General features: G+C 75.1%; 22 protein-coding genes. 19 read left to right on the forward strand and 3 right to left on the reverse strand.

What is annotated here, in order from left to right:
• Positions 1–67 precede the first annotated feature (67 nt).
• From rplM to OG774_RS24795, 5 genes are all read left to right on the forward strand, one after another.
• Positions 68–511 (forward strand): 50S ribosomal protein L13, encoded by a 444-nt coding sequence (gene rplM, locus OG774_RS24775; RefSeq protein ID WP_274190731.1) that lies wholly within the window; start codon positions 68–70, stop codon positions 509–511.
• Complete coding sequence (gene rpsI / locus OG774_RS24780; RefSeq protein ID WP_328304986.1) at positions 508–1,149, forward strand: 30S ribosomal protein S9; 642 nt, start codon at positions 508–510, stop codon at positions 1,147–1,149. The genes rplM and rpsI overlap by 4 nt, the downstream gene beginning before the upstream one ends.
• Entirely contained in the window at positions 1,149–2,513 is a 1,365-nt protein-coding gene (gene glmM / locus OG774_RS24785) for a phosphoglucosamine mutase (RefSeq protein ID WP_328304987.1), read from the forward strand. Before rpsI ends, glmM begins: the two co-directional genes overlap by 1 nt.
• A gap of 200 nt (positions 2,514–2,713) precedes the next feature.
• Positions 2,714–3,088 (forward strand): hypothetical protein, encoded by a 375-nt coding sequence (locus tag OG774_RS24790; protein ID WP_328304988.1) that lies wholly within the window; start codon positions 2,714–2,716, stop codon positions 3,086–3,088.
• Positions 3,085–3,840 carry a hypothetical protein gene (locus tag OG774_RS24795; protein ID WP_328304989.1) on the forward strand — a complete coding sequence of 252 codons (756 nt, stop codon included), beginning with the start codon at positions 3,085–3,087 and terminating at the stop codon, positions 3,838–3,840. The genes OG774_RS24790 and OG774_RS24795 overlap by 4 nt, the downstream gene beginning before the upstream one ends.
• Here OG774_RS24795 and OG774_RS24800 read toward each other — a convergent pair.
• Positions 3,812–4,693, reverse strand: coding sequence for a dienelactone hydrolase family protein (locus OG774_RS24800; protein ID WP_328304990.1), 882 nt, complete (start codon positions 4,691–4,693; stop codon positions 3,812–3,814). The genes OG774_RS24795 and OG774_RS24800 overlap by 29 nt on opposite strands.
• Before the next feature lie 103 nt (positions 4,694–4,796).
• Here OG774_RS24800 and glmS point away from each other — a divergent pair, with 103 nt between their 5' ends.
• The 9 genes from glmS to groL all read left to right on the forward strand — a co-directional run bounded on the left by glmS (position 4,797) and on the right by groL (position 14,432).
• On the forward strand, positions 4,797–6,671 hold the full coding sequence (gene glmS / locus OG774_RS24805) for a glutamine--fructose-6-phosphate transaminase (isomerizing) (protein WP_328304991.1): 1,875 nt from the start codon (positions 4,797–4,799) through the stop codon (positions 6,669–6,671).
• Positions 6,672–6,738: 67 nt separating this feature from the next.
• A complete protein-coding gene (locus OG774_RS24810) occupies positions 6,739–8,202 on the forward strand; it encodes an NAD(P)H-hydrate dehydratase (RefSeq protein ID WP_328304992.1) in 1,464 nt (487 codons plus the stop codon).
• Positions 8,199–9,368 (forward strand): alanine racemase, encoded by a 1,170-nt coding sequence (gene alr, locus OG774_RS24815; protein ID WP_328304993.1) that lies wholly within the window; start codon positions 8,199–8,201, stop codon positions 9,366–9,368. Before OG774_RS24810 ends, alr begins: the two co-directional genes overlap by 4 nt.
• Positions 9,365–10,564 (forward strand): alpha/beta fold hydrolase, encoded by a 1,200-nt coding sequence (locus OG774_RS24820; RefSeq protein ID WP_328304994.1) that lies wholly within the window; start codon positions 9,365–9,367, stop codon positions 10,562–10,564. The genes alr and OG774_RS24820 overlap by 4 nt, the downstream gene beginning before the upstream one ends.
• Entirely contained in the window at positions 10,561–11,103 is a 543-nt protein-coding gene (gene tsaE, locus OG774_RS24825; RefSeq protein ID WP_442873910.1) for a tRNA (adenosine(37)-N6)-threonylcarbamoyltransferase complex ATPase subunit type 1 TsaE, read from the forward strand. The genes OG774_RS24820 and tsaE overlap by 4 nt, the downstream gene beginning before the upstream one ends.
• A 10-nt stretch (positions 11,104–11,113) precedes the next feature.
• Positions 11,114–11,776 carry a tRNA (adenosine(37)-N6)-threonylcarbamoyltransferase complex dimerization subunit type 1 TsaB gene (gene tsaB / locus OG774_RS24830; protein WP_328304995.1) on the forward strand — a complete coding sequence of 221 codons (663 nt, stop codon included), beginning with the start codon at positions 11,114–11,116 and terminating at the stop codon, positions 11,774–11,776.
• The gene (gene rimI / locus OG774_RS24835; protein ID WP_328304996.1) at positions 11,773–12,267 is read left to right on the forward strand and encodes a ribosomal protein S18-alanine N-acetyltransferase; all 495 of its coding nucleotides are present in this window, start codon (positions 11,773–11,775) and stop codon (positions 12,265–12,267) included. Before tsaB ends, rimI begins: the two co-directional genes overlap by 4 nt.
• Positions 12,268–12,395: 128 nt before the next feature.
• The gene (gene groES / locus OG774_RS24840) at positions 12,396–12,707 is read left to right on the forward strand and encodes a co-chaperone GroES (RefSeq protein ID WP_274190719.1); all 312 of its coding nucleotides are present in this window, start codon (positions 12,396–12,398) and stop codon (positions 12,705–12,707) included.
• Between the two features lie 93 nt (positions 12,708–12,800).
• The gene (groL, locus tag OG774_RS24845; protein ID WP_328304997.1) at positions 12,801–14,432 is read left to right on the forward strand and encodes a chaperonin GroEL; all 1,632 of its coding nucleotides are present in this window, start codon (positions 12,801–12,803) and stop codon (positions 14,430–14,432) included.
• Between the two features lie 111 nt (positions 14,433–14,543).
• On the opposite strand, the gene OG774_RS24850 is transcribed toward groL, so the two are convergent.
• Positions 14,544–14,840 (reverse strand): WhiB family transcriptional regulator, encoded by a 297-nt coding sequence (locus OG774_RS24850; RefSeq protein WP_274190717.1) that lies wholly within the window; start codon positions 14,838–14,840, stop codon positions 14,544–14,546.
• Positions 14,841–15,468: 628 nt separating this feature from the next.
• On the opposite strand from OG774_RS24850, the gene OG774_RS24855 reads away from it, so the two are divergent.
• From OG774_RS24855 to OG774_RS24865, 3 genes are all read left to right on the forward strand, one after another.
• A complete protein-coding gene (locus OG774_RS24855) occupies positions 15,469–16,065 on the forward strand; it encodes a response regulator transcription factor (protein WP_116709579.1) in 597 nt (198 codons plus the stop codon).
• A 335-nt stretch (positions 16,066–16,400) separates the two neighbouring features.
• Complete coding sequence (locus tag OG774_RS24860; RefSeq protein ID WP_274194704.1) at positions 16,401–16,979, forward strand: sigma-70 family RNA polymerase sigma factor; 579 nt, start codon at positions 16,401–16,403, stop codon at positions 16,977–16,979.
• Positions 16,980–17,870 carry an anti-sigma-D factor RsdA gene (locus tag OG774_RS24865; protein ID WP_328304998.1) on the forward strand — a complete coding sequence of 297 codons (891 nt, stop codon included), beginning with the start codon at positions 16,980–16,982 and terminating at the stop codon, positions 17,868–17,870. It begins immediately after the preceding gene.
• A gap of 66 nt (positions 17,871–17,936) precedes the next feature.
• On the opposite strand, the gene OG774_RS24870 is transcribed toward OG774_RS24865, so the two are convergent.
• Complete coding sequence (locus OG774_RS24870; RefSeq protein WP_274190714.1) at positions 17,937–18,326, reverse strand: DUF5319 domain-containing protein; 390 nt, start codon at positions 18,324–18,326, stop codon at positions 17,937–17,939.
• An 83-nt stretch (positions 18,327–18,409) separates the two neighbouring features.
• On the opposite strand from OG774_RS24870, the gene guaB reads away from it, so the two are divergent.
• Entirely contained in the window at positions 18,410–19,915 is a 1,506-nt protein-coding gene (guaB, locus tag OG774_RS24875; protein WP_274194318.1) for an IMP dehydrogenase, read from the forward strand.
• A gap of 18 nt (positions 19,916–19,933) precedes the next feature.
• Positions 19,934–21,070 carry a GuaB3 family IMP dehydrogenase-related protein gene (locus tag OG774_RS24880; RefSeq protein WP_328304999.1) on the forward strand — a complete coding sequence of 379 codons (1,137 nt, stop codon included), beginning with the start codon at positions 19,934–19,936 and terminating at the stop codon, positions 21,068–21,070.
• Positions 21,071–21,101 lie beyond the last annotated feature (31 nt).

Below are 21,101 nucleotides of genomic sequence, written 5' to 3' on the forward strand. Positions count from 1 at the left end.
CCGCGCCCGCTCGACCACACCCCGGCCCCGAGCCGACCGCCCAGCCGTCCGTGACGAGGTAGCTTCCGTGCGCACGTTCAGTCCGAAGCCCGGTGACATCGACCGCGCCTGGCACGTCATCGACGCGTCCGACGTCGTCCTCGGCCGCCTGGCCGCCCAGAGCGCCCAGCTGCTGCGGGGCAAGCACAAGCCGACGTACGCGCCGCACGTCGACACCGGCGACTTCGTCGTGATCGTGAACGCGGAGAAGATCGCCCTCACCGGCGGCAAGCGTGACGACAAGATGGTGTACCACCACAGCGGCTTCCCCGGCGGCCTGCGCTCGCGCACGATCGGCGAGGAGCTCGACAGGTTCCCGGCGCGCGTGGTCGAGAAGGCCATCAAGGGCATGCTTCCGCACAACCGCCTCGGCCGCGCCATGGGCAGCAAGCTCAAGGTGTACGCCGGTCCCGAGCACCCCCACGCCGCGCAGAAGCCGGTGCCTTACGAGATTCGACAGGTGAGCCAGTGACCAGCCCCGACGACGCGACCGACCAGCCCGAGGTCAACGACACGGACGCGGCCCAGACGCTCGCCGAAGCTGCGGACCTGCCCGAGGGTGCCGTCGGCGGCACCCCGGTGTCCGCCACGGACGAGCCCGGTGCCGACGACGAGGTCCTGGCCGAGGTCGAGGTGGACGCCGACAGCGACGGCGCCGAGACCGACGACGCCGAGACCGACGTCTTCGGCGACGCCGCGCCCGCGCCGGTGTTCGCCCAGATCGACCGCCCCATCCAGACGGTCGGCCGCCGCAAGGAGGCCATCGTCCGCGTCCGCCTCGTGTCGGGCACGGGCCGCATCGTGTGCAACGGGAAGGCCTTCGAGGAGTACTTCCCGAACAAGGTGCACCAGCAGCTCATCCGTGAGCCGCTGGTGATCACCGAGCGCACCGAGCAGTTCGACGTCTTCGCCACCCTCCACGGTGGCGGCACGTCGGGCCAGGCCGGCGCCCTGCGCCTGGGCCTCGCCCGCGCGCTCACCGAGGTCGACCCCGACGACCGTCCGGGCCTCAAGAAGGCCGGCTTCCTCACCCGCGACCCGCGGGCCACGGAGCGCAAGAAGTACGGCCTCAAGAAGGCCCGGAAGGCTCCTCAGTACTCGAAGCGCTGATGGCGCGGCTCTTCGGCACCGACGGTGTGCGGGGGCTGGCCAATGCCGACCTGTCGCCCGAGCTGGCGACGGCGATCTCCGCGTCGGCCGCGGGCGTGCTCGCCGAGCACGCCCGGGCCGGCGGTCGGCGTGGTGCCTCGGGCAGTCGCCCCCTGGCCGTCGTGGGTCGTGACCCGCGGGCCAGCGGCGAGATGCTCGAGGCGGCCGTCACCGCCGGACTGAGCGCCGCGGGTGCGGACGTCCTGCGCGTCGGCGTGCTGCCGACGCCCGGCGTCGCGTACCTCACCGGCGAGTTCGACGCCGACCTCGGCGTGATGATCTCGGCGTCGCACAACCCGATGCCCGACAACGGCATCAAGCTCTTCGCCGCCGGCGGGCACAAGCTGCCCGACGCAATCGAGGACGAGATCGAGGCCCACGTCCGTGCAGGCGACGCCACGCCGCGTCCCACCGGCCACGACATCGGACGGGTGCGCGACGTCCCCGACGCGCTCGAGCGCTACGTCGCCCACCTCGCGTCGGCCACGCCGACGCCGCTGGCGGGGCTGCACGTCGTCGTCGACTGCGCACACGGCGCCGCCTCGCAGGCCGCGCCCCGCGCGTACGCCGCGGCCGGTGCCCGGGTGACCGCGCTGCACGCCGACCCCGACGGCTGGAACATCAACGACGGCGTCGGCTCCACGCACATGGACGTCCTCACGCGCGCGGTCGTGGCGGAGGGCGCCGACCTCGGGATCGCCCACGACGGCGACGCCGACCGGTGCCTCGCCGTGGCGGCCGACGGCACCGTCGTCGACGGCGACCAGATCCTCGCGATCCTCGCGCTCGACATGCACGAGCGCGGCGAGCTCGCGGCGGACACCCTCGTCGTCACCGTGATGAGCAACCTCGGCCTGCACCTCGCGATGGCCGACGCCGGGGTCGCGCTGCGGACGACGGCGGTGGGCGACCGCTACGTCCTCGAGGAGCTGCGCTCCGGGAGGTTCTCGCTCGGCGGCGAGCAGTCCGGGCACGTGGTGCTCCCGGCGCACGCCACCACCGGCGACGGCCTGCTCACGGCCCTGCGCCTCATGGCGCGCGTCGCGCACACCGGACGCCCGCTCGGGGACCTCGCCGCGGTGATGACGCGCCTGCCCCAGGTGCTCGTCAACGTGCCCGTCGCCGACAAGGCCGCCGTGGGCGCCTCGACGGAGGTCGCCGACGCCGTCGCCGCCGCCGAGGCCGAGCTCGCCGGCCGCGGCCGGGTGCTGCTGCGTCCCTCGGGCACCGAACAGCTCGTGCGCGTGATGGTCGAGGCGCCGACGCAGGTGGTGGCCGGCCAGGTCGCCGACCGGCTCGCGGGGCTCGTCTCGAGCGTCCGCTGACGACCCTCTGACGACACAGCGCCACCGGCTCGCGACGCTCGGTGCCGCCTCACCCACCGGGACGGACCGGTCCCGGGTTCGCGCTCCTGGGCGGTCGGTCAGGCGTTAACCTGACGGCGGTCCCGCGCCCCGGCGTCATCGGGAGCGGGACGGGACGGTGTCGGTACCCCGCTCGTGCGGGCCGGACGCGGAGGACGCGGATGGACTCGATCCCGCCCGCGCACGGCCCGGCCCGACACCTGGACGAGCTCCTCGAGGGTCTCGGCCCCGCGAACGGTGACGACGCCGTCGAGGACGACGGCCCGCCGCCGGACCTCCCCGAGGTCGTCGAGGCCGTGACGGGCCGCGCGCGCGACCTGCACGAGCTGGCCGACCGGCTCAGCGCCGACCACGGCGGGCCCGGCCGGCCCGGCGAGGGCGGCACGCTCTCGGCCGTCGCGCTCCTGCGGGCCCACGCAGGCGCCGTCGACGACCTGGCGGAGCACCTGCTCAGCGCCGGGTCGGGTGACGAGAACGGTGACGACACCGGCCCCGAGGGCCCCGGACCGCGCGGGGTGCCGCGCAGCGCCGGGTGACCCGCCCCGACCGTCCGCTCCGGCTCATCGGAGAGGCCGGCCCGGTCGACGTCGCGGGGCCCACCCGCGCCGCCCTGTTCGGCGCCGTCGACACCGCGGTCGGCGTGCTGACCACCCACCTCACCCGCTGGGCGGCCCTGCCGCCGCGCTGGCGGGGCATCCCGGCCGGCCCGGACACCGACCCGGCCACCGTGCGGCGCGCCGGCGCCGAGGCCCGCGAGCTCCCCGACCCGGCGGCGCTCGCCGCCCAGGCGGAGGCGCTACGCGAGGCCGCGGCGCAGGTGCGCCGCCAGCACGTCGACACCGCCGAGGACCTCGGGCCGCTGTGGGACACGTGGGCGGGACCGTCCGCCGACGCCGTGCAGAAGCGGGTGTCGGCGCTGGCGCGCTCCGCGCACGGCCTCGTGGGCGAGCTGGGGGACACCGCGGACGTCTTCGAGGTGGCGGCGGCGACCGTCGCGGCCGCGTCGCGCGACCTCGCGGCGGGCGCGGCCGCCGTCCGGCCCGCCGATCCCGTCGGCGGCCTGCACCCGGCCCAGGTCGACGCCCTGCTGGCCGCGGTCGGGGCCGACCCGTCGGCGGAGCCCCGGCTGCGGGCCTGGGCCGCCGACCTCGAGGAGCGCCTGCGCGTCTTCCTCGCCGCCGCCGCGCGCAGCCGTGCCGCCGGACGCGAGGCCGGCGCGCGGGTGCGTGAGCGTCTGGCGGCGGGCGGGGGCGACCCGCTCAGGCCGAGTGGACCTCGGTCCCCTTGACCGGGCCGTCGAACGCCGCCGCGTAGCGCCCGTCGCCGCCCAGGCGGTGCAGCAGGAACCCGGTGAGCAGCGCCTTCACGAGGCTCCGGGTCGCCGGCTCGCCCTTGCCGTCGAGCAGGATGTCGCTCCAGTGCCGTCCCTCGAGCAGGCCGAGGTGGGTGGCCTTCTTGAGCGTGCGCAGCGAGGACTCGCCGCCCCAGTTCTGCTCGACCAGGTCGGCGCCCGCCGCCGGCGGCGACACGAGGTCCTTGCCGAAGCCGAGGTGCATGCCGGGCAGGTGCACGGCGCGGGCGGCGTCGACCGCCGAGGGCTTCGTGTCGGTGAGGGCGATGGTGGCGACGGCCTGCACCGCGACGCCGTGACCCACCTCCCAGTAGGGCTCGCCGACCGCCTGCACCTGCGTGTCGGCCGCAGGCACGGCGGCGGCGAGGACGGCCGAGCCCGCGCCCATGCCGTGCCCGGCGAGGCCGAGCTTGCCCGGGTCGACACTCACCGCGGCGCCGCGGGCGGTGCCGCCCAGCCGCACGCCGGAGCAGACGCCGAGGGCGGTGCGCAGGTCGTGGGCGAGGGCACGGTGCGAGCCGATCGGGCTGCGCTGGGTGTCCGGGGCCGCGGCGACGATCCCCCAGCTCGCGAGGTGCCGGAGCAGCCCGAAGTAGCGGGCGGCCGGCTGCAGCCAGTCGTGCGCGAAGGCGACGGCCGGCAGGCCGGTGCCCGTGGCGGGGGTGAACACCGCTCCGGGCAGGCCCACCAGCGCGAGCTCTCCGCGCAGCACGGGGTACGGGCCGGGCCGCGAGAGCTCGGCGACCACGGCCTTCGGCGCCAGGGCCTTCCCACCGATCACGCTCGCCATGGCCCGGGAACCTATCGGAGCGGGCCCGTCACGGCCTGTCGTGACCCCCCGGGAGGTCGTGCACCCGCAGGAGCCGCGAGCGGGCGCGTCTACCCTGGGGCCGGTGTGCGGGATCGTGGGATACGTCGGCTGGCGCGGAGCCCAAGAGGTCCTCGTCAATGGTCTGAGACGACTGGAGTACCGCGGGTACGACTCCGCGGGGGTCTCCGTCGTCGACGGGACGGGGTCGCTCGAGGTACACCGGGCGGCCGGACCGCTCGACAACCTCGTCGCGGTCCTGCCCGAGAACGGGGCGTCGGACCAGCCCACCGGGCGGGGTGGGACCACCGGGATGGGTCACACCCGCTGGGCCACCCACGGGCCGCCGACCGACCGCAACGCCCACCCGCACCAGGACGCCCACGGCAAGGTCGCGGTCGTCCACAACGGGATCATCGAGAACTTCGCCGCGCTGCGCGCCGAGCTCGAGTCCGAGGGCGTCGAGCTGGCCAGCGACACCGACACCGAGGTCGCGGCCCACATGGTCGCGCGGGCGTTCGAGGCCGACCCGGGCGCCGGGCTCACGGGCGCCGTGCGCGCCGTCGTGGCGCGGCTCGAGGGCGCGTTCACGCTGGTGTTCACCCACGCCGACCGGCCCGACGAGATCGTCGCCGCCCGGCGCTCCTCGCCGCTGGTGGTCGGCGTCGGCGAGGGCGAGATGTTCGTCGCCTCGGACGTCGCCGCGTTCATCGATCACACCCGCGAGGCGGTCGAGCTCGGTCAGGACCAGATCGTCACGCTGACCCGCGACGGCGCCGTCGTCACCGACTTCCACGGCGACACCGCCAAGACCCGCCCGTTCCACGTCGACTGGGACATCGCCGCCGCCGAGAAGGGCGGCCACGACTTCTTCATGCTGAAGGAGATCGAGGAGCAGCCGGCCGCGCTGGCCGACACGCTGCGCGGGCACCTCGTCGACGGCCGCATCGTGCTCGACGAGCAGCGCCTCTCCGACCAGGAGCTGCGCGACATCGACAAGGTGTTCGTCGTCGCCTGCGGCACCGCCTACCACGCGGGCCTGCTCGCGAAGTACGCGATCGAGCACTGGTGCCGCATCCCGGTCGAGGTCGAGGTGGCCAGCGAGTTCCGCTACCGCGACCCCGTGCTCGACCGCTCCACGCTCGTCGTCGCGATCTCCCAGTCGGGCGAGACCGCCGACACGCTGGAGGCCGTGCGCCACGCGCGCGAGCAGAAGGCCCGGGTGCTGGCGATCTGCAACACCAACGGCGCCCAGATCCCCCGCGAGTCCGACGCGGTGCTCTACACCCACGCCGGCCCCGAGGTCGGCGTCGCGGCGACGAAGACGTTCACCGCGCAGGTCATCGCCTGCTACCTCGTCGGCCTGGCGCTGGCGCAGACGTTCGGCACGAAGTACTCCGACGAGGTCGCCCGCGAGTACGCCGAGCTCGAGTCGAGCACGGACGCCGTGGCGCGCGTGCTGCAGACGGTCGTCGAGCCCACCCGCGCGCTGGCGCGCGAGCTCTCGGCGTCGAAGGCGGTGCTCTTCCTCGGCCGCCACGTCGGCTTCCCGGTGGCCCTCGAGGGCGCGCTCAAGCTCAAGGAGCTCGCCTACATGCACGCCGAGGGCTTCGCGGCCGGCGAGCTCAAGCACGGCCCGATCGCGCTGATCGAGCAGGACCTGCCCGTCGTGGTGGTCATGCCGTCGCCCAAGGGCCGCGCGATCCTGCACCAGAAGCTGCTCTCGAACATCCGCGAGATCCAGGCCCGCGGGGCTCGGACGATCGTGGTGGCGGAGGAGGGCGACGAGACGGTGCGCCCGTTCGCCGAGCACCTCATCGAGGTCCCGGCGGTGTCCACCCTGCTCCAGCCGCTCGTGGCGAGCGTCCCGCTGCAGGTCTTCGCCGCCGAGGTCGCCCGCGCCCGCGGCTACGACGTCGACAAGCCCCGCAACCTCGCGAAGTCCGTCACCGTCGAGTAGGCCTACGTGAGCGATCTTCCCGGCTATGGCCGGGAAGATCGCTCACATACCGACGGAGGAGGCAACCGTGTACGGCGTCTGGACGCCCGATCAGGTGGGTGCCGCCGAGGAGCCCGTGCTTGCGCGCACCCCCGAGGGCGCGCTCATGCGGCGGGCGGCGCACGGCCTGGCGCAGGTCGCCCTCGCCGAGCTCCGGCGCCGCACCGGCGGGGTCGCCGGGCGCCGGGTCGTCGTCCTCGCCGGCGCGGGCAACAACGGCGGCGACGGGCTCTGGGCGGGCGACGAGCTGCGCCGGCGCGGGGTCGCCGTCACCGCCGTGCTGCTGAGCCCGCACCGCGCGCACCCCGCCGGGCTGGCGGCCCTGCGGAAGCAGCGCGGCCACATCGTCACCGACGTCGAGCACGGCGTCGCGGCCGTCCACCACGCCGACCTCGTGCTCGACGCGATCGTCGGCACCGGCGCCCGCGGGGGCCTGCGGCCCGAGGCGGCCACGCTGGCGGACGCCGCGCAGGTCGCCGGCGTCCCGATCCTCGCCGTCGACACCCCCAGCGGCGTCGACCCGCTCACCGGCGAGCCGGGCGAGCACCACGTCCGCGCCGCCGCCACGGTGACGTTCGGGGCCCGCAAGCCCGTCCACGTGCTCGCCGCGCCCCTCTGCGGCCCGGTGACCCTGATCGAGATCGGGCTCGGCCCCGAGCTCCCGCCGGCCCCCGTCGACGTGCTCGACGCCGCCGACGTCGGCGCGCGCTGGCCGGTGCCCGGGCCCGGCGACGACAAGTACACCCAGGGCGTCGTCGGGATCGCCGCCGGCTCCCGGACCTACCCCGGCGCCGCGGTCCTCGCCGCCGGCGCCGCGGCGCTGTCCACCAGCGGGATGGTCCGGTACGCGGGCAGCGCCGCCGACGAGGTCCGCGCGGCCTGGCCCGAGATCGTCGCCACCGACACCCTCGGCGAGGCGGGGCGCGTGCAGGCCTGGGTCGTCGGACCCGGCCTCGGGACCGACGACGCCGGCGCGCAGACCCTCGGCGACGTCCTCGACGCCGGCCTGCCGGTGCTCGCCGACGCCGACGCGGTGACGCTGCTCGGCCAGCACGCCGAGCTCCGGGAGAAGGCCGCCGGCGCCCCGGTGCTGATCACCCCGCACGCCGGGGAGTTCGCCCGCGTCGCCGAGCTCACCGACGACCGCGTCGACTCCGCCCGGCGCGCGGCCGCGGACCTCGGGGTCACCGTGCTGCTCAAGGGCAACGCCACGGTCGTCGCGGCCCCCGACGGGCGCGTGCTCGTGCACCCCGCGGGCAGCGCATGGCTCGCCACCGCGGGCTCCGGCGACGTGCTCTCCGGGGTCGCCGGCGCCCTGCTCGCCGCCGGCCTCGAGCCCTGGTGGGCGGGGGGCTGCGCGGCGTTCGTGCACGCCCGCGCCGCCGAGATCGGGGCGGGCGCGGACGTCGGGCCCGGGTCGCCGGTGCCCGCCTCGCACGTCCAGGCCGCCCTGCCGACCGCGATCCGCCAGGTCCGAGGGGCACGCGCATGACCACCACGACCGGCCGCCCCCGCGTCGAGGCCCACGTCGACCTCGACGCCCTCGCCCACAACGTCGACCTGCTCGCCGGCCTCGCCCGGCGCTCCGGCGCCGCCACGATGGCCGTGGTCAAGGCCGACGGCTACGGCCACGGCGCCGTGGACGTCGCGCGCACGGCGCTGGCGAGCGGCGCCACCTGGCTCGGCGTCTGCACCCTCGGCGAGGCCGCCGAGCTGCGCGCCGCCGGGATCGACGCCCCGGTGCTCTCCTGGCTGCACCTGCCCGACGAGGACTTCGCCCCCGCGGTGGCCGACCGCGTCGACCTCGGGGTCTCGTCGCTCGCGGAGCTCGACGGCGTCGTCGCCGGGGCGCGCCGCGCCGGTCGGCCCGCGCGCGTGCACCTCAAGATCGATACCGGGCTGAGCCGCAACGGCTGCCCGCCCGACGCCTGGGCCGAGCTGCTCGACGCCACCGAGGACGCCCGGGTCGCGGGCGAGGTCGAGGTCGCCGCCGTCTGGTCGCACCTCGCGCACGCCGACGCCCCCGCCCACCCGACCATCGACGTCCAGGCGGTCCGCCTCGACGAGGCCTGGCGGGCGGCGACGGCGCGCCTCGGAGGCCCCGCTCCGTGGCGGCACCTGGCGAACTCCGCCGCCACGCTGACCCGGCCCGACCTGCACCTCGACCTCGTCCGGCCCGGCATCGCCGTCTACGGCCTCGACCCGCTCGAGGCGCCGGACCATCACGGACTGCGTCCGGTCATGACGTTCCGCACCCGGGTCGCGCTGGTCAAACGGATCGCCGCCGGGGAAGGTGTCTCGTACGGTCACGAATGGGTCGCTCCCAGCGACCGGGTACTCGCGCTGGTCCCCACGGGGTACGCCGACGGGGTGCCCCGACGGCTCGGAGGGACGATGGCGGTGCAGCTGGCCGGTCGGCGCCGACCGGTCGTCGGGCGCGTGTGCATGGACCAGGTCGTGGTCGACCTGGGTCCGGCGGCGGATGCCGCGGACGCGGTCGTCGCCCCCGGCGACGAGGTCGTCCTGTTCGGCCCCGGCGACGCGGGCGAGCCGACGGCCGCCGAGTGGGCGCGCTGGCTCGACACCATCCACTACGAGGTCGTCACGGGCGTCGGCTGCCGTCCCCGCGTCACCCGGACCTCCGGGCCCCGCGCGTGAGCGGCGACGACGGCCGCCACGACCACCGCGTCTCCCCGGGCGGCGTCGCGGGGGCCGTGGCCGGCGCGGTGCTGGGGGGCGCCGCCGCGGCGGGCGCGGTCGGGGCCGGCCGGGCGCGCCACCGCATCCTGCGCCAGCGGGCGCGCCTCTCCGAGGAGGAGAAGGCCCACCCCTCGAAGCTGGGCATGCTCCCGCCGGGCCGCGAGTCGTCCGTCGCCGCGGACGACGGGGTGCGGCTCTCGGTGGAGGAGGTCGACCCGGTCACCCCGGGCGCGAAGCACGAGCTGACCGTCGTGCTCGTCCACGGGTTCGCCCTCGACCGCAAGTGCTGGCACTTCCAGCGCCGGATGCTCTCCGAGCTCACCGAGCCCGCGGTGCGCACCGTGCTCTACGACCAGCGCCGCCACGGCCGCTCCGGTCAGGCGAGCGCGCGCTCGTGCACGATCGCCCAGCTCGGCGCCGACCTCGACGCGATCCTGCGCTCCGTCGTCCCCGAGGGCCCGATCGTGCTGGTCGGGCACTCCATGGGCGGCATGACGATCATGGCGCTGGCCGAGCGGAACCCGAAGCTGTTCAAGGAGCGCGTCGCGGGCGTGGCCCTGGTGTGCACCTCGGCGGGCGACGTCATGGCCGGCGGGCTGAAGCAGGCCGTGCTGTCGCACCGGAACCCGACGGTCAACGTGCTGGGGCGGGTGGCGCACTGGCAGCCCGCCTTCGCCGACCGCGTCCGACGGGCCGCCGGCAACGTCATCTGGGCGTTCGTGCAGGGCCTGTCGTTCGGGGACCGTTCCACCGACCCGGCGCTGGTGAACCTGGTCGACCGGACGATCGCGGCCACCCCGCTCGACGCGCTCACCTCGTTCGCCAACACGCTCTCCACGCACAACCGCCGCGCGGCGCTCGCGGGGCTCTCCCAGTGCGAGGTGCTGGTCGCGGGCGGGACCCTGGACCGGATGATCCCGTACGAGCACTCCGAGCTGATCTCGGCGGAGATGCCGCACGCCGAGCTCCTGCCCCTCGAGGGCGCCGGGCACATGGCGATGCTCGAGCAGCCCGGCGAGTTCGACGCCGCTCTGCTCGAGCTCCTGCGCCGCTGCACCCACCGCACCCAGGTCCTGCGCCGCCTGCGCCCCGGACGCGCCGCGCCGGCCGACCGACCGCGCCGGGGGCTGCGCCGACCCCGGCGACGGGCGTGACCCGGCCGGGGGCCGTGGGGGCGGAGCGCCGCGTCGTGCTGCCCACGGCCGCGGACACGACGGCCCTCGGGCACGACCTGGGCACGCGTCTGCAGCCCGGCGACCTCGTCGTGCTCGCGGGCCCGCTCGGGGCCGGCAAGACGTGCCTCGCGGCCGGCATCGGCGAGGGTCTCGGCGTCGAGGGCCCGGTGACGTCGCCGACCTTCGTCATCGCCCGGGAGCACCCGCCGCTGCCCGACGCCCTGGGCGGGCGCGGGGTCGTGCTCGTCCACGTCGACGCCTACCGGCTCGGGGTCGGGACGAGCGGCGACCCGGACCCCCGCGACGTCGCCGCCCAGCTCGACGACCTCGACCTCGACACCGACCTCACCCGCGCCGCGGTGGTGATCGAGTGGGGCGAGGGCGTCGCCGAGCACCTCGCCGCCGAGCACCTGACGGTCCGGCTCGACCGCACGGGGACGCCCGACGCGCCGGAGGCCCGGGTCGCCGTGCTCGAGGGCCCCGCCCGCCTCGTCGGCGGCGGGGACCCCGGCTCGTAGGGTCTCGGGCGTGCTCGTCCTGGCCCTCGACACCGCCACCGCCCGCATCACCGCGGGCGTCGTCGAGCTGGAGCCCGACGGACCCCCCGTCACGCTCGCGGCCCGCGACGGCGTCGGCGCCCGGGCCCACGCCGAGCTCCTCGCCCCCGCCGTCCGCGACGCGCTGGCCGAGGCCGGACGCACCCGCCGCGACCTCGACGCCGTCGTCGCCGGACTCGGCCCCGGACCGTTCACGGGCCTGCGCGTCGGGCTCGTCACCGCGGCGGCGATGGGCGACGCGCTCGGGATCCCGGTGCACGGCGTCGGCACCCACGACGCGATGGCCGCGGGCCTCCCGGGACGCGTCCTGGTCGTCACCGACGCCCGCCGCCGCGAGGTCTACTGGAGCCTCGTGGTCGACGGGGTCCGCACCCACGGCCCGGAGGTCGTCGCCCCCGCCGTGCTCGCCGAGCGCCTGGAGACGGACCTCGGGCCGATCGACCGGGTCGTGGGCGACGCGGCAGAGCAGCTCGGGGCCGAGGGCGGGGTGCCCGGCCCCACGCCCGCCGGGCTGGTCGCGGTCGCCGCGGCCGCCCTGCGCGCGGGGACGTCGCCGGCCCCACTGGCGCCGCTCTACCTGCGCCGCCCCGACGCGGTCCCGCCCGGCGCGCCGAAGACCGTCACGCGCCCATGACCAGCACCGACGTCGTCGTCGACGCCCTGACCCCCGACGACGCCGACCGGTGCGCGCAGCTCGAGGCCGTCCTGTTCCCCGGCGACGACCCGTGGAGCGCGCGGGCGTTCCGCGACGAGCTGCGCGCCGGCCACGTCTACCTCGCCGCCCGCAGCGCGGGGGAGCTCGTCGGTTACGGCGGCATCGCGCTGCTCCCCGCGCGGCTCGGACAGCAGGCCGAGGCCGAGATCCACACGATCGGGGTGGACCCCGGTCACCAGGGCCGCGGCATCGGGCGCGCGGTGCTCGACGACCTGCTCGCGGCCGCCGACCGGATCGGTGCGATGACGTATCTGGAGGTCCGCACCGACAACGAGGCCGCGCAGCACCTCTACCGCGTGACCGGGTTCGAGATCGTCGGCACCCGCCGCCGCTACTACTCCTCGGGTGCGGACGCGTACACGATGAGGCGCACGCCCGGCGGCGACCCGCCCGCGTCAGACCCTCGTTGATGACCTGGCACTCTCGGGGATAGAGTGCCAACAGCACGGCGTCGGAGCCGCCCCGGCACCCGCGACGACGGGTCGGACCACCGGCGCCGTGGATCGTTTCCGGCGTATACCGCTCCGACCCCAGACAGGTGGAGGTCACCGACGTGGCCAGCGTGAACATCAAGCCGCTCGAGGACAAGCTCGTGGTGCAGGCCAGCGAGGCCGAGACCACGACCGCGTCCGGCATCGTCATCCCGGACACGGCGAAGGAGAAGCCCCAGGAGGGCAAGGTCCTGGCCGTGGGCCCGGGCCGCGTGGACGACAACGGGAACCGCATCCCGCTCGACGTCGCGGTGGGTGACGTCGTCGTGTTCTCGAAGTACGGCGGCACCGAGATCAAGTACAACGGCGAGGACTACCTGATCCTCTCCTCGCGCGACGTGCTGGCGGTCGTCAACTAACGACGCCGCTCCACAGAGCACAGCGATGCCGCCCCGGTGGCCCCGGACGGGGTGACCGGGGCGGCGTCGTCTCGCGTCACGAAAGGTAGGTCAGTGCCCAAACAGATCACGTTCGACGAGACCGCCCGCCGCGCCCTGGAGCGCGGCGTCGACCAGCTGGCCGGTGCGGTCGTGGTGACCCTCGGACCGCGGGGGCGTCACGTCGTGCTGGAGAAGAAGTTCGGTGGTCCGACGATCACCAACGACGGCGTCACCATCGCCCGCGAGATCGAGCTCGACGACCCCTTCGAGAACCTCGGTGCGCAGCTGGCGAAGAACGTCGCCACCAAGACCAACGACGTCGCCGGCGACGGCACCACGACGGCCACGGTCCTCGCCCAGGCGCTGGTCGCCGAGGGCCTGCGCAACCTCGCCGCGGGCGCCAACCCCACCTCGCTGGGTGCCGGCATGGTCGCCGCCACCGAGAAGGTCACCGAGGTGCTGCGCTCGCGCGCCACCCCGGTCGACGGCCGTCAGGGCATCGCCGCCGTCGGCGCGGTCGCGTCCCGCGACCAGACGATCGGCGACCTCATCGGCGAGGCCATGGAGAAGGTCGGCGAGGACGGCGTCATCACCGTCGAGGAGGCCTCGACGCTGGCGACCGAGCTGGAGATCACCGAGGGTCTGCAGTTCGACAAGGGCTACATCTCGCCCTACTTCGTCACCGACAACGACTCGATGGAAGCGGTCCTCGAGGACGCCCAGGTCCTGCTGAACCGTGACAAGATCAGCGCGATCCAGGACCTCCTCCCGCTGCTGGAGAAGGTCGTCGAGTCGGGCAAGCCGCTCCTGATCATCGCCGAGGACGTCGAGGCCGAGGCGCTCTCGACGCTCGTGGTGAACTCGATCCGCAAGACGGTCAAGGTCGCCGCGGTCAAGGCGCCGTTCTTCGGCGACCGCCGCAAGGCGTTCATGGACGACCTCGCCGCCGCGCTCGGCGCGACGGTGGTCAACCCCGAGACCGGCACCAAGCTGTCCGACGCCGGTCCCGAGGTGCTCGGCAGCGTGCGCCGCGCGGTGATCACCAAGGACACCACCACCTTCGTCGAGGGTGGCGGCTCCAAGGAGGCCGTGGACGCGCGCATCGCCCAGATCCGGCGCGAGATCGGCGAGACCGACTCCGACTGGGACCGCGAGAAGCTCCAGGAGCGGCTGGCCAAGCTCCACGGCGGCGTCGCGGTCATCAAGGTCGGTGCGGCCACCGAGACCGAGATGAAGGAGCGCAAGCACCGCATCGAGGACGCGATCGCCGCCACGCGTGCGGCGGTCGAGGAGGGCATCGTCCCCGGCGGGGGGAGCGCGCTGCTGCACGCCTCGGCCGAGCTCGAGGGCGGCCTCGGCCTCACCGGCGACGAGGCCACGGGTGTGGCCCTGGTGCGCCGGGCGCTCTCGGCGCCGCTGCGGGCCATCGCCCGCAACGCGGGGCTCGAGGGCTCGGTCGTCGCCGCGCACGTCGCCGAGGCGGGCTGGGGCACCGGCTACGACGCCGCGGCCGGCACCTACGGCGACCTCATGGCGACCGGGATCATCGACCCGGTCAAGGTGACGCGCTCCGCGCTGGAGAACGCCACCTCCATCGCGCGCATGGTCCTGACCACGGAGAGTGCCGTGGTGGACAAGCCCGCCGACGAGGAGCCCGCCGCCGCAGGCGGTGGCCACGGCCACGGCCACGGGCACGGCCACTAAGTCAGCCGCGCCGAATGCGGCTGTCGCGTGGTCAGTGAGCCGGAGATGACACACGACGGGCCCCACCGCAGTCGCGGTGGGGCCCGTCGTGTGCGGGGGTCGGGAAGCGGCTCAGCCGCTCGTGAGACGGCGCGGGCGCCCGGTGGCGACCGCGACCCGCTCGGACTCCGACATGCCGCCCCAGATGCCGTAGGGCTCGCCGGCGGCGATGGCGTGCCGGCGGCACGGCTCGACCACCGGGCAGTCGCGGCAGACCGCCTTCGCCCGGCGCTCGCGGTGCGCACGGGCGGGGCCGCGCTCACCGTCGGGGTGGAAGAAGAACGCGCTGTCCATGCCTCGGCAGGATCCGAGTCGCTGCCAGTCCCAGATGTCGGCATTGGGTCCCGGAAGCCGGCGGACGTCCGCCATGAGCCACCTCCTACGCGAGGACCCGTGGGTCCGGCTGCTCCGCGCGTCCGCACGGCGGTCGGTGTGGTCCGCCTCCGTACGGTTCGCGCTCCCGGTGGCCGTCACTGACCGTGCCCACGACGGCGCGGACCGCGACCACCGATGGGGACCCTATGGCGGTTGCGCGCGACCGGACAAGAGCTTGCGACGTGCGCCATCCCTCACGACGAACGGTCGCCTACATGCAGGGGTGCTTGCCGAACCGGCTCCGATCCGTGATCATCCTCCGCACGCGGAGTACACGGGAGGTCGCCGGACGGTCGTATCCGGTGGATCTCCGGTCGTCACCGTAAGGTCGCTGGGACGTTGGACAGGGGGAGGGTCGTCACGCTCGTCCGGTTGTCGTACCGGGCGGAGCCGGGAGGCCGTGGAGGCCCTCGGCCCCATCGAGGCGTGGACAGCCCCGCGCCCGTCGTGAGGAGAGCGCATGGACCGGCACGTCGAGCGCGGACTCGACCGCGGACGCGAGCCGGGGTCGACGCGCCCCGGCGAAAAGAGCGCCGACGGCGGGTCAAGCTCGTCGCTCCGGGCGCCGATGGGGGAGAGTGCTCGCTCATCGGCTGCTGCGTCCGTGCAGAAAGGAGCTCCCGTGACCACGGTGCTGATCTGCGACGACCGTCGCAGCGTCCGTGAAGGCCTCACGAGGGTGATGTCCGCGGTCCCGGGGGTCCACCGCATCGACTGCGTCGCCCACGGCGACGAGCTGCTCACGCGGTTCTCGCGGCAGACCGTCGACGTCGTGCTCGTCGGCACCCAGCGCGCGGTGCCCACGGGCGTCGAGGCCACGCGCCGGCTGGTGGCCGCCCACCCGCAGGCCAACGTCATCGTCTTCGGTGCCCCCGACGACTCCGGCAGCATCGCCGCGGCGATCGCCGGCGGTGCCCGCGGCTACCTGCGCTGGGACGCCTCGCGTCCCGAGCTCGTCGCCGCGCTGGCCCACACCCTCGCGAGCACCTCGGTGCCCGCCCCGCGCACCCCGGCCGACTCCGGCGTCCAGCTCACCGAGCGGGAGCTGCAGGTGCTGCGCGGCATGGCCCAGGGCAAGAGCAACGGCCAGATCGGCCGCGAGCTCTACCTCTCCGAGGACACCGTCAAGACCCACGCCCGCCGCCTGTTCCGCAAGCTGGGCGTCCGTGACCGTGCGCAGGCCGTGGCACACGGCTTCCGACGGGGCCTGGTCTCCTGACCGCATACCGGAACGACGGACGTTCGGGGGGTGCCGGCGACGTGACCCGAGGGATGCACGCCGACGACGTCCCGACGCCGGTGATCGGGATCCCCCGCGCGGTGCACCGCGCGGCGGATCGGTGGCGTGGCCCGGACCGGGCGAACGCCGCACCACCCGCTTCCTGGGCCGCGCAGGGCCCGCAGACCGCCCGCTACGCTGATCCGACCAACCCGTCGTCCGGTCACCTCACCTCGGCCGGGACGTCGGTCCGTCCGGCGGTGGACCCCGTGTCGACATCAAGGCCGATGCGCCCGGTGCCACCGCCCCGCGTAACACCGGGGCCACGCGCAGCGATGAGCGAAGCAGGGAACGACCTCGAGGGTCTGGTGGCCGCCGCCAACGACGGCGACCGCTCGGCTCTCAACCGCGTTCTCGCGATCATCCGGCCGTTGGTCGTGCGGTACTGCCGCGCGCGCATCGGCCGGCAGGAACGGTCGGCGGTCTCCGCTGACGACGTGGCCCAGGAGGTGTGTCTCGCCGTGCTGACAGCACTGCCGGGCTACCGCGACCAGGGCCGCCCGTTCCTCGCGTTCGTCTACGGGATCGCCGCCCACAAGGTGGTCGACGCCCACCGTTCGGTCGCTCGCAGCCGCTCCGAGCCCGTGGAGGAGCTCCCCGAGGAGCTCGATCCCCGGGACGGCCCCGAGCAGCGGGCACTCAACGGAGCGTTGTCCGTCCAGATGGGTCAACTGCTCGACACGCTTCCCCCCAAACAGAGGGAAATCCTCGTGTTGCGTGTCGTCGTTGGATTGTCAGCGGAGGAGACCGCGGAAGCGGTCGAATCCACTCCCGGCGCTGTGCGGGTGGCACAGCACCGGGCCCTGTCGAAGCTGCGGACCGCGGTGTCCGCGATCTCGGAAGAGGTGAGTTGAGTGGGCGGCCACCGGGCGTCGGGCGGGTCCGAGGGTGACCTCGTCGACGGCCCCGTCGACCTCGCAGCGGTCCGGGCGGACGACGCCCTGATCGACGCGCTCGCCGGCGGTGCCGGCGGAGGGGCCGACGGCTACGGATTCGGCGGCTCCGACGACGACGACCGTCTCGCGGCGATCCTCGCCGCGTGGCGGGCGGACATCGAGGCCGACCCGATGCCGGAGCTCGTGTCCCTGGACGAGGCGGCCGAGGCCGTCGCCGCCGGGCACGAGTCGCGGGACCGGTTGCGCTCGCGCGGCCGTCGACGCATGCCGTTCGCCATCGCCGCGGTGGCGGCCGCCGTCGCCTGTGCCGGGCTGACGGTCGCGGTCCACGGCGCGATGCCGGGCGACACGCTCTGGGGCGTCTCCAAGGTCTTCTTCTCCGAGCGCGCGCAGGGCGTCGAGCGCGTCGAGGAGGTCCGCAACCGCATCGAGGCCGCCAACGGCGCCCTGGCGCGGGGCGACACCACGGCGGCCCGCAACGAGCTGGCCCAGGCCAACATCGCCATCCCGCAGGTGGCGCCGGAGCAGCGGGCCCCGCTGGTCCAGGAGCGCGACCGGGTGCAGAGCTCGATCGAGTCCGACCCGTCGCCCTCGTCCCGCGAGCCCGCCGGCTCCGAGCCGAGCACGGCGCCGTCGTCGGGCGGGAGCTCCACCGCGGACGACACGGCGACGCCGAGCCCGGCGGAGCCGGCCCCGGTCACGCCCGAGGACGCCTCGCCGTCGCCCGCCGACCCGGCATCCCCGGCCGACCCGGCGGCTCCCGACACCCGTGGCGCCGACGACCCGCCGCCGTCGACCACCACCAACGGGATGTCCTCCGACCCCGGTGCGACGACGACCACGGGCTGACCCCACCCCGAACGCCGAACGGCCCGGCCCCCGTGAGGGGACCGGGCCGTTCGTGCGTGAGGAGGGCTACTCCGCGAGCGTCGCGTCCGCGAACCCGCGGCAGTACTCCCAGGTGACGTAGGACGCGGGGTCCGGGTCGAACGGGGGCTCGTGCGGGCGCATGTGGCCCTCGTCGAGGAGCTGCTGGAGGCTCGCCCGCAGGAGGTCCCAGTCGTGGTAGTGCTGCTCGGAGCAGTCCTCGCAGTCGACCACGACGCCACGGACGCCACGGGGCGCGAGCAGGGCCTCGAACACGGCGAGGTCGCCCAGATCGGCCACCACCTCGTCGCGCTCGGCGTCGTCGAGGGGCGCGTCGTCGGCGGCGTCGGCGTCCGGCCCCCCGAGCGCGCGGGCGGGGTCCGCGGGATCTCCCGCGAACGGATCGGGCGGCAACGCTTCGTACGGCACGACCAGCAATTTACCCGTCTCGCGGCGCGCGTCACGCGGCGGCGGTCCGCGCGCCCGGGGGACCGGTCGGCGGCGCGACTACGATTGAGCCCATGGTGTTGACCGAGCCCGGGTTGCCCGAGAAGTTCGCGTTGCTCGGCCTGACCTTCGACGACGTCATGCTCCTGCCGGCCGAGTCCGACGTGGTGCCCTCCGAGGCCGACACGTCCGCGCGGCTGACCCGCCGGGTCACCCTGCGCGTCCCGCTGGTGAGCTCGGCGATGGACACGGTCACCGAGTCGCGGATGGCCATCGCGATGGCCCGTCAGGGCGGCATGGGCGTGCTCCACCGCAACCTGCCGGCGGAGGCGCAGGCGGCCCAGGTCGAGGTGGTCAAGCGGTCCGAGGCCGGGATGGTCACCGACCCGGTGACCTGCTCGCCCGACGACACCCTGGCCGAGGTCGACGCGCTCTGCGCCAAGTTCCGGATCTCGGGGCTGCCCGTGGTCGACGAGTCCGGCCGGCTCGTCGGCATCATCACCAACCGGGACATGCGCTTCGAGGTCGACCACTCGCGTCGCGTCCGCGAGGTCATGACCTCCGAGGACCTCGTCACCGCGCAGGTGGGCGTGACGGCCGAGGCCGCGCTCGGCCTGCTGCGCCGGCGCAAGATCGAGAAGCTCCCGCTCGTCGACGGCGCCGGGATCCTGCGCGGCCTGATCACCGTCAAGGACTTCGTGAAGACCGAGCAGTACCCGATGGCCACCAAGGACCCCGACGGCCGCCTGCTCTGCGGCGCGGCGGTCGGCGTCGGTGACGACGCCTGGTCGCGCTCGATGGCCCTGGTCGACGCCGGCGTGGACGTCCTCGTCGTCGACACCGCGCACGGGCACTCCCGCGCGGTCACCGCGATGGTCGCGAAGCTCAAGCAGGAGCTCGGCGAGCGCGTCGAGGTCGTCGGCGGCAACGTCGCCACCCGCGCGGGCGCCCAGGCGCTCGTCGACGCGGGGGCGGACGCCATCAAGGTCGGCGTCGGGCCGGGCTCGATCTGCACCACGCGCGTCATCGCCGGGGTCGGTGTCCCGCAGATCACCGCGATCCACGAGGCCGCGGCCGCCGCGTCGCCGGCCGGTGTCCCGGTGATCGGCGACGGCGGGCTGCAGTCGTCCGGCGACATCGCGAAGGCGCTCGCGTCCGGTGCGAGCACGGTGATGCTCGGGTCGCTGCTGGCCGGCACCGCGGAGACCCCGGGCGACCTCGTCCTGCTGGACGGCAAGCAGTTCAAGACCTACCGCGGCATGGGCTCCCTGGGGGCGATGCAGACCCGGGGGCGGCAGGGGTCCTACTCGAAGGACCGCTACTTCCAGGACGACGTCCTCTCCGACGACAAGCTGGTGCCCGAAGGCGTGGAGGGACGCGTACCCTTCCGGGGGCCGCTGGCCCAGGTGGCCCACCAGCTCGTCGGCGGACTGCGGGCGGCCATGGGCTACACGGGCTCGCGGACCACGGAGGAGCTGCAGCGGGCGCACATGGTGCGCATCACCGCCGCCGGGCTCGCCGAGTCGCACCCGCACCACGTCACCATGACCGCCGAGGCGCCGAACTACGGCGCGCGCTAGCCAGGAAGGACCTCCCGCGTGCGCGAGCAGGTCGAGATCGGTCGGGGCCGCAGCGCCCAGCGCAGCTACGTGTTCGACGATCTCGACATCGTCCCGTCGCGCCGGACGCGTTCGTCGTCGGCGGTGTCGACGGCCTGGCAGCTCGACGCCTACCGCTTCGAGCTCCCGCTGCTGACGCACCCGACGGACGCCGTGGTCTCCCCGGCCACCGCCGCCGAGGTCGGCAGGCTCGGAGGGCTCGGCGTCCTCAACGCCGAGGGCCTCTGGGCACGGCACGCCGAGGCGGAGAAGGTGCTGGCCGAGGTGGTCGGCCGCGCCGCCACCGATCCGGCCGACGCCGTCGCCGAGCTGCAGCGCCTGCACGCCGCGCCGGTGCAGCCCGCGCTGCTCACCGAGGCGCTCGAGCGCATCCGGGGCGGCGGCGCCACCGTCGCGGCACGCGTGAGCCCGCAGCACGCCCGGGAGCTCACGCCGACCCTGCTGGCCGCGGGCGTCGAGGTGCTCGTGGTGCAGGGCACGATCATCTCGGCCGAGCACGTGGGGGGCGAGGACGACGGCGCCGAGGGCCCGCTCGACCTCGAGGACTTCATCGACGGGCTCGACATCCCCGTCGTCGCGGGCGGGGTCGCCGACTACCGCACCGCCATGCACCTCATGCGCACCGGCGCCGCCGGCGTCATCGTCGGCTACGGGCAGAGCGCGGCGACGTCCACCGACGCCGTGCTGGGCATCGGGGTGCCGATGGCCACCGCGCTCGTCGAGACGGCCGCCGCGCGACGCGACTACCTCGACGAGACCGGCGGGCGCTACGTCCACGTCGTCGCCGACGGTGCGATGGGCACGTCGGGCGACCTGGCGAAGGCCATTGCCTGCGGGGCGGACGCGGTGATGCTCGGCGAGCAGCTCGCCGCGGCCGAGGAGGCCCCGGGCGCGGGCTGGTACTGGACGGCGTCGGCCGCGCACCCGTCGCTGCCCCGCAGCGGGATCACCCGCGTGCCCACCGTCGCGCCCGACCTCGCGACCGTCCTGACCGGGCCCGCCCGCTCCGGCGCGGGGACGATGAACCTCTTCGGTGCCCTGCGCCGCGCGATGGCCAAGACCGGCTACTCGGACCTCAAGGAGTTCCAGCGCGTCGGGCTGTCCGTGCGCCGCTGACCTGCGACCACCGAGGGCGATCGTCCGGTCT

Origin of the sequence: Actinomycetospora sp. NBC_00405 (assembly GCF_036044095.1) — a bacterium.
GTDB lineage: Bacteria > Actinomycetota > Actinomycetes > Mycobacteriales > Pseudonocardiaceae > Actinomycetospora > Actinomycetospora callitridis.

Bases quoted from the DNA above. Each gene is read 5' to 3' on its own strand.
- glmM (WP_328304987.1), top strand. From the start codon at position 1,149: ATGGCGCGGCTCTTCGGCACCGACGGTGTGCGGGGGCTGGCCAATGCC.
- OG774_RS24790 (WP_328304988.1), top strand. From the start codon at position 2,714: ATGGACTCGATCCCGCCCGCGCACGGCCCGGCCCGACACCTGGACGAG.
- OG774_RS24800 (WP_328304990.1), bottom strand. From the start codon at position 4,693: ATGGCGAGCGTGATCGGTGGGAAGGCCCTGGCGCCGAAGGCCGTGGTC.
- alr (WP_328304993.1), top strand. From the start codon at position 8,199: ATGACCACCACGACCGGCCGCCCCCGCGTCGAGGCCCACGTCGACCTC.
- rimI (WP_328304996.1), top strand. From the start codon at position 11,773: ATGACCAGCACCGACGTCGTCGTCGACGCCCTGACCCCCGACGACGCC.
- OG774_RS24850 (WP_274190717.1), bottom strand. From the start codon at position 14,840: ATGGCGGACGTCCGCCGGCTTCCGGGACCCAATGCCGACATCTGGGAC.
- OG774_RS24860 (WP_274194704.1), top strand. From the start codon at position 16,401: ATGAGCGAAGCAGGGAACGACCTCGAGGGTCTGGTGGCCGCCGCCAAC.
- guaB (WP_274194318.1), top strand. From the start codon at position 18,410: ATGGTGTTGACCGAGCCCGGGTTGCCCGAGAAGTTCGCGTTGCTCGGC.